We start from the raw sequence: 15000 nt of genomic DNA on the forward strand, positions 1-15000 counted from the left end.
GCATGCCGTTCATTCTTTTGGACGCTGAATCATGAACATCATCTGGGCGCGCTTTCTGGTGTCGCTCGTGCTGCTCGTGCTGATCAGCGTACTGGTCGGCGTGTTCGCCGGCCCGACCGCGGGCTTCGGCTTCGCGGCCGCGATGCTGATCGTGCAGGGCTTTTTCAGTACGTTCCATACGCAGCGTCTGTGGCGGCTGCTCGATGCGCCGGTGTACGGCGAAGTGCCGAGCGCGCCCGGCATCTGGGGCGAGATCTACTACCGGCTGCACAAGCTCGCGAAGCAGTGGCACGCGCAGGTGCGGCAGGTCGAGCAGCAGCATTCGCGCTTCATCCAGGCGATCCAGGCCTCGCCGAACGGCGTCGCGATGCTCGACGATCACGACCAGATCGAGTGGTGCAACGCGATCGCCGAAGTGCATTTCGGTCTCGACGCGAAGCGCGACCTGCGCCAGCACATCACGAATCTCGTTCGTCATCCCGATTTCGTCCGCTATCTCAACGCGCAGCATTACGAGGAAACGCTCGTGATGCGCGGGATGGGCGACTCGCGGCAGAACGTGCTCGCCGTGCAGGTGTTTCCGTACGGCGAGAACCGCAAGCTGCTGCTCACGCAGGACATCACCGAGCTCGAGCGTACCGATGCGATGCGCCGCGACTTCGTCGCGAACGTGTCGCACGAGCTGAAGACGCCGCTTACCGTGCTGTCCGGCTTTCTCGAGACGATGCGCGAGCTGCCGCTCGGCGAAGAGGATCGCGCGCGCTATCTCGAGATGATGGAGCAGCAGGCGTCGCGGATGCGGCACATCGTCACCGATCTGCTGGTGCTCGCGAAGCTCGAAGGCGAAAGCAAGCCGCCGCTCGATCGCGCGATCGACATGCGCTCGGTGTTCGACCATCTGAAAGAGGACGCGCACACGCTGTCGAACGGCCATCACGACATCACGTTCTCGATCGACGACACGCTCGGCGTGACGGGCGCGCAGACCGAAGTGTTCAGCGCGTTCGCGAATCTCGTGACGAACGCGATCCGCTACACGCCGGACGGCGGCAAGATCTGCGTGACGTGGCGGCGCGAAGGCGCGCAGGGCGTGTTCTCGGTGACCGACAGCGGCTTCGGCATTCCGGCCGCCGATCTGCCGCGGCTGACCGAGCGCTTCTATCGCGTCGATCGCAGCCGCTCGCGCGATACGGGCGGCACCGGTCTCGGGCTCGCGATCGTCAAGCACGTGCTGCAGCGGCACGACGCGCATCTGTACGTGCAGAGCGAGGAAGGGCGCGGCAGTACTTTTACGGCGCGTTTTCCCGCGTCGCGGATCATCGCGATTCGTCCGGCCTCGATGGCATCGTGAGCGCGGCGCGCTCGCGGCACGCGATCTGCATAAGCGATCGGCATGAGACAACGCAGCCCCGAGGGCTGCGTTTTTCATGGGCGTCGCTTCGCGCTACGCGATCACGAACAGAACTTCGCGAGCAGGCCGAGCTGCGCGTTGCGCACCGTCTTGCCGGCGCGGCGGCGACGGTAGTGACCGTCGCTTTGCATCTGCCACGCCGATTGATTGTCGCCGAGGCACACCGAGAGCCCTTCGGCGATCACGCGCCGCTTCAGCTTGCGCTCGCGGATCGGGAACGCGACTTCGACGCGGCGGAACAGATTGCGATCCATCCAGTCGGCGCTCGACAGATAGACGTGCTCGGCACCGTCGGCATGGAAGTAGTAGATCCGGTGATGCTCGAGGAAACGGCCGACGATCGAGCGCACCGTGATGTTTTCCGACAGCCCCGGCACGCCGGGCTTCAGCGCGCAGACGCCGCGCACGATCAGGTCGACCTTCACGCCGGCCTGCGACGCTTCGTACAGCGCCGCGATCACCGACGGCTCCAGCAGCGCATTCATCTTCGCGACGATGCGCGCGCGCTTGCCGGCGCGTGCGTTGTCGATCTCGGTGCGGATCGACTCGATGATGCGCGGATGCAGCGTGAACGGCGACTGCCAGAGCTCGTGCAGCGCCAGTTCGCCGCCGATGCCGGTCAGCTGCTGGAATACGTGGTGGACGTCCTCGCAGATCTTCTGGTCGGCCGTCATCAGCCCGAAGTCGGTGTACAACCGCGCGGTGCGCGGATGGTAATTGCCGGTGCCGAGGTGCACGTAGCGGCGCAGCGTCGCCCTGCCGCCCTGCAGCACGCGCCGCACGATCAGCATCATCTTCGCGTGGCACTTGTGTCCGACGACGCCGTATACGACATGCGCGCCGACCGCTTCGAGCTGCGACGCCCAGTTGATGTTGGTTTCCTCGTCGAAGCGCGCGAGCAGCTCGACGACGACCGTCACTTCCTTGCCGTTGCGCGCGGCTTCCATCAGCGCGTCCATCAGTGGCGAATCGGTGCCGGTGCGATAGATCGTCTGCTTGATCGCGACGACGCTCGGATCGCGCGCGGCCTGCTGCAGCAGCTCGAGCACGGGCTGGAAGCTTTCGTATGGGTGATGCAGCAGGATGTCGCCTTCGTCGATCGCGTCGAACATCGTCGTCGCGTTCGCGATCGCCGGTGGAATCGATGCGGTAAACGGCGTGAACTTCAGGTCGGGCCGGTCGACGAGATCGGGAATCTGCATCAGCCGCACGAGGTTCACCGAGCCGATCACACGGTAACAGTCTTTCTCGCCGAGTCCGCTTTCCTCGAGCAGCCGCCGCACGATGTGCTGCGGCGTGTCGGCCGACACTTCGAGGCGCACCGCGTTGCCGAGATGGCGCGCCGGCAGTTCGCCCTGCAGCGCGACGCGCAGGTTCGTGATTTCGTCTTCGTCGACGAAGAGTTCGCTGTTGCGCGTGATACGGAACTGGTTGCAGCTTTTCACGACGAGCTGCGGGAACAGTTCGCCGACGAAGCGCTGCATGAACGAACTCAGCAGCACGAAGCCGTGCTCGAAGCCCGACAGCGCCTGCGGCATCTGCACGACGCGCGGCAGCGCGCGCGGCGCCTGCACGATACCCATCACGGCCTGGCGCCCGAATGCATCCCGGCCTTCGAGTTCGACGACGAAGTTCAGGCTCTTGTTCAGCACGCGCGGGAACGGGTGCGCGGGATCGAGGCCGATCGGGGTGAGCACGGGCAGCAGCTCGTCCAGGAAGTAGCGCCGCGCCCATTCGAGCTGCGCGTCGCTCCACGAGTCGCTGTTGTGGAAGTAGATGCCTTCCTGTTCGAGCGCGGGCAGCACGGTTTCGTGCAGCATCGTGTACTGCCGATGCACGAGCCGCTGCGCGCGCTCGACGACGAGGTCGTACGCGTGCTGCAGCGACATCCCGTCGGGCGTCATCGCGCCCGGGTTGTCGCGGATCTGTTCCTGAAGGCCGGCCATCCGGACTTCGAAAAATTCGTCGAGGTTGCTGCTCGTGATGCAGATGAAGCGCAGGCGCTCGAGCAGTGGGACTTGCGGATCGGCCGCCTGGGCCAGCACGCGCTCGTTGAAACCGAGGATGCCGAGTTCACGGTTGAGAAGCGGATAACGGACGGACATCGGCAATATAGGAGGCAGGTCGGGCGATGTTTCGAAAGGACGCTCGGAAACTCTCACGATTCGATGACGTGCTGATGACAAGACTAAATATATATCAGCAAAATATACGCCTGAAACGGGTGATATCGCGAATGTGCGGCGATATACGGTCGTATCGTGCGCATGTTCGCCGGGCGTGGCGCCCGAAAGCGTTCCACGCTTAAAATGTGCGCTTCGATCGACTGCTTCGCGGGCCGCACGGATGCCGCGAGCGAACGCGCACGGAGCCCCTTCTGATGGTTACAACTCCCCACTTGCTGGCTGCCGTGGATCTCGGCTCGAACAGCTTCCGGCTGATCGTCGGACGCGTCGAGGAGACGCCGGCGGGAAGCCAGATCTACCCTGTGGATGCGCTGCGCGAGCCGGTCCGGCTTGCCGCCGGGCTGTCGAGCGACAAACTGCTCGACCGCGCGTCCCAGGAGCGCGGCTGGGAGGCGCTCAAGCGGTTCGGCGAGCGCCTGCGCGATTTTCATCCCGATCATGTGCGGGCGGTCGCGACCAACACGCTGCGCGTCGCGAAGAATGCCGGCGAATTTCTCGTCGAGGCGGAAGCCGCGCTCGGTTTCCCGATCGAAGTGATCGCGGGCCGCGAAGAGGCGCGCCTGATCTATGCGGGCGCCGCGCACTCGGTGCCCGCGAGCGCCGGCAAGCGGCTCGTCGTCGACATCGGCGGCGGCTCGACCGAGTTCATCATCGGCTCGCACTACACGCCGCTCGTGATGGAGAGTCTGTACATCGGTTGCGTGAGCCACAGCCGCGCATTCTTTCCGGCCGGCAACGTCGACGAATACACGATGCGGCAGGCCGAACTCGCGGCGAAGCGCGAAATCCAGATCATTTCGAGCGAATACAAAAAGGCGGGCTGGGATCAGGCGATCGGCTCGTCGGGCACGGCGCGCGCGCTCGCCGAGCTCGTCGAGGCGAACGGCTTCAACGATCCGGGCATCACGCACGGAATCTCGCGCGGCGGCCTCGAGCGGCTCAAGCGCGCGCTGATCAAGGCCGAGAACGTGAACCGCCTGAAGCTGATCGCGCTGAAGCCCGATCGCGTGCCGGTGCTCGCCGGCGGTCTCGCGATCATGCTGGCCGTGTTCGAGGAACTGGGCGTCGACTACGTCGACACGACCGACGGCGCGCTGCGCCTCGGCGTGCTCTACGACCTGCTCGGCCGTACGCAGCACGAGGACATGCGCGCGGTCACCGTCGAAGGATTCACGCGCCGCTACGGCGTCGATCGCGCGCAGGCGGAACGAATCGCCGCGCTGGCGGTGCGCTTCTACGATCAGCTCGGCGAGCCGGACGACGAGCGGCGCGAAGAGTGCCGGACGTTCCTCGGCTGGGCCGCGGCGCTGCACGAGATCGGGCTGTCGATCTCGCACAGCGCATATCACAAGCATTCCGCGTATATCGCGAGCAATGCGGACATGCCCGGTTTCTCGCGCACCGATCAGGCGCGGCTGGCCGCCTTGGTGCTGGGCCATGCGGGTAAGCTCGGCAAGCTGTCGCAGGCGCGCGAAGTCGAGTGGCCGCTGCTGTTCTGTCTGCGGCTCGCGGCGCTGCTGTGCCGGCGCCGTACCGACGCCGGGCTGCCCGACATTTCGGTCGCGCAGATGAAGAAGGGCGGCTACGAAGTGCGGCTGCCGAGCGCGTGGGTCGAGCAGAATCCGCTCACCGATTACAGCCTCAGCCAGGAAGCGGCGGAATGGGAGAAGGTCGGTATTCCGTATCGCGTCGTCTATACGGGCGCATGACGGCCGCGGCGTCGGTGCCGGCCGCTCAGTCGGACGAGCAGACGATCGCGGTCAGGAACGGAAACGCCTGCTTGACCGTCGCATCGCTGCCGGCCTTGCGCACCGCCTCCTCGACGGCACTTTTCGTGCCGCGCACGACGACGCCGTATGCCCAGTCGCCGATCGGTGTGCCGTCGCCCGGGCGGAAGAGCGGATCGTTCGCCTGATAGCCGAGCACGACGTACACGCCGAAGCCGTAGGCCGTCAGCGGCCGGGCGGTGCGGAACGCATTCACCGAATTCGATTCGACATGCATCGGCTCGCGCTGGATGTCGCCGGCCGCGAGCAGCGGCGCGACGAACTTGTGGCCGTTCGAATGGCAGTCGAGCGCGTCGTCGAGCGATTTGGCCGTCGCAGTGCCGGCCGTCGCGACGGCGAGCAGCGCGCCGAAGAGGGCGGTTCGGGTCGTTTTCTTCATGCGATTTTGACGGGGTTGGGTCGATATTATCGCGCGTTCGCCGTACCTGCGGCGGCCGGCGGTCATCGCCCGGTTGCAGCAAGGCCGTTGCGGTAGCAATCCTTGCGCCCGACGCGGCGTGCGCCTGCCATCGTCCGCCATCGTCCGCCATCGCCCGTCATCGCGCGCGTCAATGATCCTTGATCCGGACCGCGAAACCCGCGTCCTCGAACGCGACGACGAACTCCTCGGGAAACAACCACGAATCGACCGTCACGCGCGACGTCGCGCGGTCGATCTCGACCTTCGCATCGGGGTCCACGCGCCAGATTTCGTGTTCGACGGCCCGCGCGGCTTCGTCGTCGAGTGCATGATCCAGTAAGAATTCCATCGTTGCTCCTGTTTGTAAAAACGGCGTGGCGGCGGCGGTGAGCGGTTTTGTGTTGGGGCGTCACGGTGCCGTGCGATGCGACATGGTGACTACGATACGGCGCGATTGGCACGGCGCGATGGGGCGCTGCGCGTGGGAAGGGTCGTTGTATCCGCGTGCCGGCGTACGCAGCGACGCATCATGTGAAGCCGGTGCCGGGTACATCCGTCCAAATCGTCGCAAGACGGTTGCCTGATCTCCGCGAGGTGGTCGATCGGCAAGCCGCGTCGCCTTCTTTGATGGGGCGGCAGGCGGGAATGGGCAGCGGCGACGCGACGCGGATTTCAGCGGACGGCGGCAGCTTCATGGGGACGGTGGCGGGCGTGGGCGCCGGCGAGCCCTGCTATCGGCTATGCGACATGCGTTGAGCCGCGCGATACGAAGATTCGCGAAATGTCGTTGCGCATACAACTGTCAGGGTTAGGTCGACAGGACAATCGGAAGTGCGTTTGCGAATCGCTCGATTGCTTAAGCGCCGCATAGGCGAACACGCATTGCGCGGTGTCACTCGCAGCTTCGACGTTCGTCCGCCGGCGCGCGCGACTGCAGTGACCCGCGCGGGCTGACGACATTGCATTGCGGGCCGTCGCGAGCTCGGCCTTATCGTTCCCAGCTGCGACCGCACTCGGGGATAGCGCGTGACACACCTCGCGAACACCGTGACACCCGCCGCAGTCGATGATCGGCCGCGAGATGACCTGCCATAAGCGGTGCGTTGTCGCGTCGTCGTTCACGGACGCGAAGAAGTTGCCGGACACGGAGGACGCGGTGCTTGCGGATATGCCGCTCGACATGCCGAGGATGACGATTTCCATGCGCGCCGGTAACGAGGCACGGTTCAGAAAGTCGTTTGTAATTTAGAGCGCGGCATCGGTTGCGGTCGCGGCGCGCCCTCTCTAAGCGCGCGAATCGGCCGTGAGCCGGCCCGGCGCACGTGCGCGCGTACGCACGCCGGCTTCGCGGTTTGATTCGCGTGAAATAGGAGAAAAAATAACATATTGAACATGCTGTTCATATGAACTAATTTCTCGAAAGCCGATACCAAAGCGGCCGGCGGAGCGACCCCGCATCCCATTGCATATGAGCGCCAATTGCATATAAGCGGCGCTCGTGCGGCGGCCGGGGCACCGGGTCGAAACGCCGACATACAAAACGGATCGCGTCGCGATCCCCACAGGAGACACCACTGATGAGCAGCGTTACCGATCCAGGCGCCCGTGCGGGCGCCGCGCCGTTTTTTTCGAAGGAAGCGACCATCGCGCAGCCGGGGTTTTCGCGCTGGATGGTGCCGCCCGCCGCGCTGGCCGTCCATCTGTGCATCGGGCAGGCCTATGCGTTCTCGGTCTTCAACGGCCCGCTCACGAAAGTCATCGGCATTACGGAATCCGCGCCTGACGATTGGTCGCTGACCACGCTCGGCTGGATCTTCTCGCTCGCGATCTTCTTCCTCGGACTGTCCGCGGCATTCGCCGGCAAGTGGCTCGAACGCGTCGGCCCGCGCCGCACGATGTTTACCGCCGCCTGCTGCTTCGGCGGCGGCTTCCTGATTTCCGCGCTCGGCGTGAAGCTGCACCAGATCATGCTGCTATACCTCGGCTACGGCGTAGTGGGCGGCATCGGGCTCGGGCTCGGCTACGTGTCGCCGGTGTCGACGCTGATCCGCTGGTTTCCCGACCGCCGCGGGATGGCGACCGGGATGGCGATCATGGGCTTCGGCGGCGGTGCGATGATCGCCGCCCCGATGTCGGTCGCGCTGATGAATCACTTCAAGACCGCGACGAGCGTCGGCGTGGCCGAGACGTTCGTCGTGCTCGGCATCGCGTACTTCATCTCGATGTCGATCGGCGCGCTCGCGATCCGCGTCCCGGCCGCCGGCTGGAAGCCGGCAGGCTGGACGCCGCCTGCCGTGACGAAGCACAAGATGATCACGTCGAATCACGTGCACATCGACGAAGCGCTGAAGACGCCGCAGTTCTACCTGATCTGGCTCGTGCTGTTCCTGAACGTGACGGCCGGGATCGGCATCATCGGGCAGGCATCGGTGATGATTCAGGAGAGTTTCAAGGGCGCCGTGAGCGCGGCGGCCGCCGCCGGCTTCGTCGGGCTGCTGTCGCTGTTCAACATGGGCGGGCGCTTCGTGTGGGCGTCGGCGTCCGATTGGGTCGGGCGCAAGAACACGTACTTCATCTTCTTCGCGTTCGGTGCGGTGCTGTATTTTTGCGCGCCGCTGTTCGCGTCGTCCGGTCAGATCGCGCTGTTCGTGCTCGCGTTCTGTCTGATCCTGTCGATGTACGGCGGCGGTTTTTCGACCGTGCCCGCGTATCTCGCCGACATGTTCGGCACGGCGTACGTCGGCGGCATTCACGGCCGGCTGCTGACCGCGTGGGCCGCCGCCGGCATCGCGGGGCCCGTGCTCGTCAACTACATCCGCGCATATGAAGTCGCGCACGGCGTCGTGAAGGCCGACGCATACACGATGACGGTGCACATCATGGCATCGCTGCTCGTGATCGGCTTTATCTGCAACCTGTTCGTCACGCGCGTGAACGAACGCCATCACATGACCGACGCGCAGCTCGACGCCGGCAAGTAAAACGAGGAGACACGAAACATGAACGAGACCGTTGCTGCCGCTCGGCCGACCAACAAGGCGTTGCTCGCGGTGTTCTGGTTATATGTGCTGATTCCGCTTGCGTGGGGTGTCGTGAATACGCTCGCGACGGCGATGAAGCTGTTCGAGTGAAGGCGGGAATTGCGCGCGTGCCCGGTGCGGCACGCGTGCTGGGTCTAATTTCGCCATCTGGCTTCGATTCGGTAAAGAAGCCCGAGTTTGGCGCGGGTGGCGCCGAGAAGGAGTTCCTGTGACCGCTTGAGTTTTGCGTCGCAGCGGCTACGAACATCCCGACTGTGCGCTGTCACTGCCCCGATGCCGCCGCCGCGCTTGCTGCCTTGGCCTTTTTCGCTGCCTGATGATGGCCGATGGCGCAACCTGCCGCCGCGCCTACCGCACCGTGATGACCTGCGACGTGGCCTGCGACGCCGCCGACTGCCGCGCCTTTCAAACATCCCGCTGCCTGTGCAGAAAAGGATGCGGCCATCAGAATGACACTCGTTGCTGCAATCGAAAGGATCTTCATCGTCAATACGCCTTATAAGGAAGTTTCATGCGCGAGCTCTGCCGCGCAGGTGTTTAGCGAAAATCACATACGCCAGCACGAATGGCGGACGCATTCCGCATGCCCGCGCTGCGATGCTGCGCTAGGCCTGCTGAGCGCATCGGTCAGCGCGACCCGCCGTCGCATCAGATTGCGGAAGCCCGCCTCGTCGACGGATGTCTGATCCGATGATCCCGTGCCCCAAATCGCAGAGAAGCGTGCGATACCGTTCGCGCATCTTGGAGCGGATCCGCTTACGCGCCCGTCATCGGCCTCGGCCAGCTTGACGGTGATGAGGCCGTTTGCGTGGCACAAACATCGGCTGTAATGGAAGGTGTGCATGCGAGCGGTCAGCGTCAACGAATAGGGTTGTCATTCATCCCACGCCACGACAAAACCGCGCGACCGCTACGCATCAGCGAGCGTCGCATGCATGCGAAGGTAGTCGGTCCGGTAGTGCTTCGCGAGCGCCGTCTTCTCGGATGCCCGCAGAATCTTTCCCGAGATCTGGAAGAAGATCTTTTCCTCTTCTTTCAGATGATCGTGCAATTCGGCAGACAGTTTCCTGAGCGTCGCGAGCCACCCGCGCGAACCCGAATCGCGGCCGCGCAACTCGTCGACGATTTCGTCCATCCGGTGATGATCCGCGAGCGCATCGCGGGAGGGGTGGAGGCCGCGATCGTCCATCAGCATCGGCACATACAGGAAGCGTTCCTCGGCCGCTTCATGCGCACCGAGCTCGATGCGCAACTGTTCGAACAGCGCGCTGCGCACTTCACCGGGCTGCGACCGTAACAAGCGGCGCATCATTGAGCGCTGGATTTCGTGACTTTCGCGCAGTGCGTCGAATATCGTTTCCGCCATACGAGCCCCTTTATCTGATTCAAACGCCGAGGCCCCCGAAGAAGCCTCGGCATCGACATCACGCCAGCAGCCGAAGCTTCGGCTCGCGATCCCATTGACGCGTGGCGGCCGCTTCGAGAAATGCTCGCGTGTCGCTTGCCGCCACCACGCCCGCGTCCTCGACTATGCTGCCGGCGTTCAGAAGCGCCTGTCCGCCTTCGTCGCTGGCGATCGCCTTGAGGTGGCCGTATGCGTCGCGCACCCAGTCGACGGCTGCCGCCTCTTTTGCCAGTTGCTCGCCCGCAGCGGCGGACAGCAGCACCGCCACGGCGTCGAACACTACCGACGGCGTGCCGGCGAGTTGTCCGTCCGCGGCGATTCGACGACCGTCGCTGAGCTTGGCGCCGCCCACCTTGGGGGCGACGATCTTGACCGCCGCGCCAGCCGCTTCGACTGCCTTGCGCAGCGCGCCCAGCGTCGCGGCCTCGGTTCCGTCGTCGATCAGTATGCCGACGCAGCGGCCCTGCAGCGTGGGCTTCATCTTGCCAATCAGTTGCAGCGCGGGCGACGGCGGCATATCGATCGGCTCCACGGCGGCAGGCGGTGCAGGCGGCAGTGCGTCCAATCCCAGTCCGGCGGCGACCCGTTTCGCGAGGCTCTCGTCGATATGCCGAAGGTGGCCCACCACGGCCGTGCGTACGTGCTCGGTCTCGACCTTCGACAGTTCGAACACCAGCGCCGAAGCGAGATGCGCTTGCTCCGGCGCAGTCTGGCTGCGGTAGAACAACCGGGCCTGGCTATAGTGGTCGGCGAAGCTTTCCGCGCGCACGCGGCCCTTGGCCCCATCGTCCGCCTGCTGCGGGAAACTGCGAAAGCCGTGCGGCGTTTCGCGCGGACTGTCGGGCATCAGCGAACTCGGCTCGTAGTTCACGCGGCCCTTGGGCACGTGGACCTGCATGTGACCGTCCCGCTGCAGGTTCGCGAACGGGCACTTCGGCGCGTTGATCGGGATCTGATGGAAGTTCGGCGAGCCAAGCCGCGACAATTGAGTGTCGAGGTAGGAAAAGAGCCGCCCCTGTAGCAGTGGATCGTTGCTGAAGTCGATGCCGGGCACGATGTTGGCCGGGCAGAACGCGACCTGTTCGGTCTCGGCGAAGAAGTTGTCCGGCCAGCGGTCCAGCACCATGCGCCCGATGACGGTCAGCGGCACCAGTTCTTCCGGAATCAGCTTGGTCGGATCGAGATGGTCGAACGGGAATTTGGCGGCCTCTTCGTCGGTGAACAACTGCACCGCGAGCTCCCATTCCGGGTAATCGCCGCGCTGGATCGCCTCGAACAAGTCGCGCCGATGGAAATCCGGATCGGCGCCGGCGATTTTCACGGCCTCGTCCCACACGGTGGACTGCAGACCGAGCTTCGGACGCCAATGGAACTTCACGAACGTCGACTCGCCCTTGGCGTTGATCAGCCGGAAGCTGTGGATGCCGAATCCTTCGATCATGCGAAGCGAGCGCGGGATCGCGCGATCCGACATCGCCCACATGATCATGTGCATCGACTCGGGCGTCAGCGAGATGAAGTCCCAGAACGTATCGTGCGCGCTCGCTGCCTGCGGAAAGCCTCGGTCCGGTTCCATTTTGACCGCGTGAACGAGGTCGGGGAACTTCATCGCGTCCTGGATGAAGAACACGGGGATGTTGTTTCCGACGAGATCGAAGTTGCCTTCTGTCGTATAAAACTTGACCGCGAAACCGCGTACGTCGCGAGGCGTATCGATCGAGCCCGCACCGCCTGCGACGGTGGAGAAGCGCGTGAATACCGGCGTCTTCCGGTCGGTTTCGGTAAATAGCTTGGCGGTGGTGTAGCGGCTTAGCGAGCGCGTCAGCTCGAAGTAGCCGTGGGCCGCCGAGCCGCGCGCATGCACGATGCGTTCGGGAATCCGCTCGTGGTCGAAATGCGTGATCTTTTCGCGGAGGATGAAGTCCTCGAGCAATGTCGGACCGCGCGGAGTGGCGCGAAGGGAGTTCTGATTATCCGAGACCGGAACGCCCTGATTGGAAGTCAGAGGGGGATGTTTGCCGCCGGCCGTCTGATGCAATTCGTCTCCCGTGCCGAAATGGCTATCGCCGTTTTCGTTGTTCTTATTGGAACGTGTATCGGATCGACTCTTGGCTATCTTTGCCATGCGCAGCTCTCCTTGAATCGGGTTGTTGAAATAACCCATATTTAGATGAAAGCTGATTGAATATACATGGCCTCGCTTCGGTGAAACACCTGCAAATGCACTAGGCAGGCATATGGCCCGAGCCGAAATTCGACCGGTTGGAGTCTTGTGTCATTCAGACGCGGAGTCCCGGCCGGCGCGGTTGTATCGTCCGGCAGCAAGCGTTTCGCCGACGTCGCGCTTGTACCAGAGTCGCGTGTCAATGAGCTTGCGTTGACATTCAATATCGGACGCGCACGATCGGTCTGTGCCGAACACGCTGCCGCGATTCGGTATGGCAAATACAGGCGGATTGACGTCTGATTGCGGAGAGAATGGAGTCTCGCTTCATAAATTAAATAATTTCGAGAATTATTGTTCAAATATTGGTGTTAGGCCGATGTGCTATAAATAACGCGGCCTTCCGCGTCGCGCGTACGTCCGAGGAGGACAGCGAACGTACGTGTCTCGACGGTGGCATGGCGATGTTTCGTGTCGCGGCTGCCATGCGGCGCCGGCGCCAGATCGGCTGACGGGCACGTTACGTCCAGGCGTCGGCAGCGACGCATCGTCATGCCGTGGAAGGAAGGTGAAGCAGGTGGACGAAGTGCGACTGCAAATCACACTGACATGGAGAGGAAAATGGCAAAGATCGCAATGATGGTGTTGGCTCTGACCGTTGTGTTGACGGGCTGCAATACGATCGCTGGTGCCGGGCAGGATGTATCGGCCGGCGGTAAGGCCATTACGAACACGGCCGAACAGGCGAAGTGACAGACGCTGTACATCGGCTCGATTTGCCGATGATGCAGCGGATGTAGTGTTTCGGGCAGCGGCTCCGCGGGCCGCAGCCCGAACTGCCCGGAAAATTGCGGCCCCAGTTGCGCCGCCTCACCTCCTTCTACCTCGTCACTGACCGCAGCGGATTCCGCAGAGCGGGCGGCGATCGTGCAAATGCACTATCTGGGCTGGCGCATTTGAACATGATGCAGCGAGCCCGACGTCTTTACACTGCGATACGGGATGGCGATTGGCTCTCGGGATGGAACGAGCCGATGGCGTCCATGTATCCGGTTATCCTAAATAAACCAGGAGGTCGATCATGTTCGAAAAGACGACGGGCACGGTGCAAAAGGTGGCGGGCAAGGCGCAGGAGGCGGTAGGCGACGTCACGGGCAGCGCCGATATGCAGTTGGACGGAGTGGCTCGCCAGGTGATCGGCGGCGTGCAGGAAACCTACGGCGAAGCGCTCGAACAGCTGCGCGACGTCACATCGCGCAACCCGCTCGCGACGCTGGCGGCGGTGGCCGCAGTGGGCTTCCTGATCGGCACGTTGTGGTCGAAGCGCTGATCGTCCGTAGAGAAGCGGCAGGCGCATGCGGGAGTCTTCAGGGGAGCTCGTCATGGGTTTGTTTTCGAGAGTCAGACGATGGCAGAACAGCGCCCACTTCTCCGCGGCGCGTCTGGTTTACTACGCCACGCTCGCAGCGATCGAGCTGGAAGTCGCGAGGAAGTCGTTCTTGCGCGACATGGTCCTTTATGCGGTCGTCGGACTGAGTAACCGTCTTCCGAGTCAAGCCCGATGAAGTGAATCGTCCCAAGGCGTGTTGGCTTTGACCATGGCATTGAGCATGGTTAGGAGCTTGCGCATGCAGGCAACAAGCGCGACCTTGGACAGTTTGCCGGCGGCCTCCAGGCGTTGATAGAAAGCTCTGATGGCGGGGTTGTAGCGTGTTGCAGTCAATGTAGCCATGTACAGCACGCGACGGATCGCGAAGCGGCCACCTTGAACCCGTCGTCGCCCATTACGTAAGCCGGAATCGCAAGCAATGGGAGCGACGCCAACGAGGGCTGCAATCTGACGGCGATTGAGCCGGCCCAATTCGGGCAGTTCTGCGATCAGGCAGGCGCTGGATACCGGGCCAATTCCATGTGTGGGCTGCAACAGGCGGTCGAGTTCACCGAAGTGCTGGCGTACATGAGCGACCATCTGAGCGTCGATGTCATCGAGTTGTGCCTGGATGGCGGCAATGATAGCCAGCAGACTTGGATGCAGACCAACCGGCGTGATCTGGAGCCGCTGTCGCTCCGAAAGGAGCATGGTGAGTAGTTGGTGCCGCCGGGTCACCAGTGCAGCCAGCCACTGCTGCCGCTCGTCGGGAACGGGACGTAGCAAGCGGGACAGATCGTCCCGACGCAGTAGCACGGAAGCCAGTTCGGCAAGCATACGTGCGTCGATGGCGTCGGTTTTGGCCAGACGTCCCATCGAGCGGGCAAAATCGCGTGCTTGCCGAGGGTTGACGACAGCGACCGGCAAACCCGCACCTTGCAAGGCGCACGCCAGCTCGGTCTCGTAGCCACCGGTCGCCTCCATCACGACCAACTGCACGTTCAGCGACTGAAGGGCAACAGCCAGGGCCGAGTGGCCCTCGGCATCGTTGTTGAATCGACGGATGTCCAGATTGGCACCCAGTACGGAAACATCGACGTGAGCTTTTGCGACGTCAATGCCGACCGTTACGGCAGAAGGAGCAGACATGATCTTCGGATCCCATGCTTGTACATGCGCACTCGATGTAAATGGCGCGCGTAACCGTTCGGGCTTCAGGAAGACCAGCACGGCAACC

General features: G+C 63.5%; 13 protein-coding genes. 6 read left to right on the top strand and 7 right to left on the bottom strand.

Going from position 1 to position 15000, the window contains the following annotated elements; translation table 11 throughout:
* Positions 1-31: 31 nt before the first annotated feature.
* Positions 32-1351, top strand: a complete 1320-nt coding sequence (gene phoR / locus HMPREF3115_RS24330; protein WP_006401036.1) for a phosphate regulon sensor histidine kinase PhoR — start codon at positions 32-34, stop codon at positions 1349-1351.
* 101 nt (positions 1352-1452) lie between these two features.
* Here phoR and ppk1 read toward each other — a convergent pair whose 3' ends face one another.
* Positions 1453-3516: a polyphosphate kinase 1 gene (gene ppk1 / locus HMPREF3115_RS24335; protein ID WP_006401035.1), complete on the bottom strand. Its 2064-nt coding sequence runs from the start codon at positions 3514-3516 to the stop codon at positions 1453-1455.
* A gap of 275 nt (positions 3517-3791) precedes the next feature.
* On the opposite strand from ppk1, the gene ppx reads away from it, so the two are divergent.
* Positions 3792-5306 carry an exopolyphosphatase gene (ppx, locus tag HMPREF3115_RS24340; RefSeq protein ID WP_006411726.1) on the top strand — a complete coding sequence of 505 codons (1515 nt, stop codon included), beginning with the start codon at positions 3792-3794 and terminating at the stop codon, positions 5304-5306.
* 25 nt (positions 5307-5331) lie between these two features.
* Here the strand turns inward: ppx and HMPREF3115_RS24345 are convergent, their stop codons facing one another.
* Both HMPREF3115_RS24345 and HMPREF3115_RS24350 read right to left on the bottom strand, forming a co-directional pair.
* Positions 5332-5763, bottom strand: a complete 432-nt coding sequence (locus HMPREF3115_RS24345; RefSeq protein ID WP_006401032.1) for a hypothetical protein — start codon at positions 5761-5763, stop codon at positions 5332-5334.
* 169 nt (positions 5764-5932) lie between these two features.
* Positions 5933-6133, bottom strand: a complete 201-nt coding sequence (locus tag HMPREF3115_RS24350; protein WP_006401031.1) for a hypothetical protein — start codon at positions 6131-6133, stop codon at positions 5933-5935.
* Between the two features lie 1228 nt (positions 6134-7361).
* Between HMPREF3115_RS24350 and HMPREF3115_RS24355 the strand changes: the two genes are divergently transcribed.
* Both HMPREF3115_RS24355 and HMPREF3115_RS24360 read left to right on the top strand, forming a co-directional pair.
* The gene (locus HMPREF3115_RS24355) at positions 7362-8765 is read left to right on the top strand and encodes an L-lactate MFS transporter (RefSeq protein ID WP_070556426.1); all 1404 of its coding nucleotides are present in this window, start codon (positions 7362-7364) and stop codon (positions 8763-8765) included.
* Between the two features lie 18 nt (positions 8766-8783).
* Complete coding sequence (locus HMPREF3115_RS24360; protein ID WP_006401017.1) at positions 8784-8915, top strand: MFS transporter small subunit; 132 nt, start codon at positions 8784-8786, stop codon at positions 8913-8915.
* Positions 8916-9087: 172 nt separating this feature from the next.
* Here HMPREF3115_RS24360 and HMPREF3115_RS30140 read toward each other — a convergent pair whose 3' ends face one another.
* From HMPREF3115_RS30140 to HMPREF3115_RS24370, 3 genes are all read right to left on the bottom strand, one after another.
* The gene (locus HMPREF3115_RS30140; RefSeq protein WP_006401015.1) at positions 9088-9309 is read right to left on the bottom strand and encodes a hypothetical protein; all 222 of its coding nucleotides are present in this window, start codon (positions 9307-9309) and stop codon (positions 9088-9090) included.
* A 426-nt stretch (positions 9310-9735) separates the two neighbouring features.
* Positions 9736-10191, bottom strand: a complete 456-nt coding sequence (locus HMPREF3115_RS24365) for a hemerythrin domain-containing protein (RefSeq protein ID WP_070556434.1) — start codon at positions 10189-10191, stop codon at positions 9736-9738.
* A 58-nt stretch (positions 10192-10249) separates the two neighbouring features.
* Positions 10250-12355 (bottom strand): catalase, encoded by a 2106-nt coding sequence (locus HMPREF3115_RS24370; RefSeq protein WP_070556450.1) that lies wholly within the window; start codon positions 12353-12355, stop codon positions 10250-10252.
* Between the two features lie 660 nt (positions 12356-13015).
* Between HMPREF3115_RS24370 and HMPREF3115_RS24375 the strand changes: the two genes are divergently transcribed.
* Both HMPREF3115_RS24375 and HMPREF3115_RS24380 read left to right on the top strand, forming a co-directional pair.
* A complete protein-coding gene (locus tag HMPREF3115_RS24375) occupies positions 13016-13147 on the top strand; it encodes an entericidin A/B family lipoprotein (RefSeq protein WP_035948185.1) in 132 nt (43 codons plus the stop codon).
* A gap of 328 nt (positions 13148-13475) precedes the next feature.
* Positions 13476-13724, top strand: coding sequence for a CsbD family protein (locus tag HMPREF3115_RS24380; protein WP_070556436.1), 249 nt, complete (start codon positions 13476-13478; stop codon positions 13722-13724).
* 222 nt (positions 13725-13946) lie between these two features.
* Here the strand turns inward: HMPREF3115_RS24380 and HMPREF3115_RS24390 are convergent, their stop codons facing one another.
* Positions 13947-14912 (bottom strand): IS110-like element ISBcen8 family transposase, encoded by a 966-nt coding sequence (locus HMPREF3115_RS24390; RefSeq protein ID WP_070556440.1) that lies wholly within the window; start codon positions 14910-14912, stop codon positions 13947-13949.
* Positions 14913-15000: the final 88 nt, after the last annotated feature.

Origin of the sequence: Burkholderia sp. HMSC10F09 (genome assembly GCF_001806955.1) — a bacterium.
Classification (GTDB): domain Bacteria; phylum Pseudomonadota; class Gammaproteobacteria; order Burkholderiales; family Burkholderiaceae; genus Burkholderia; species Burkholderia multivorans.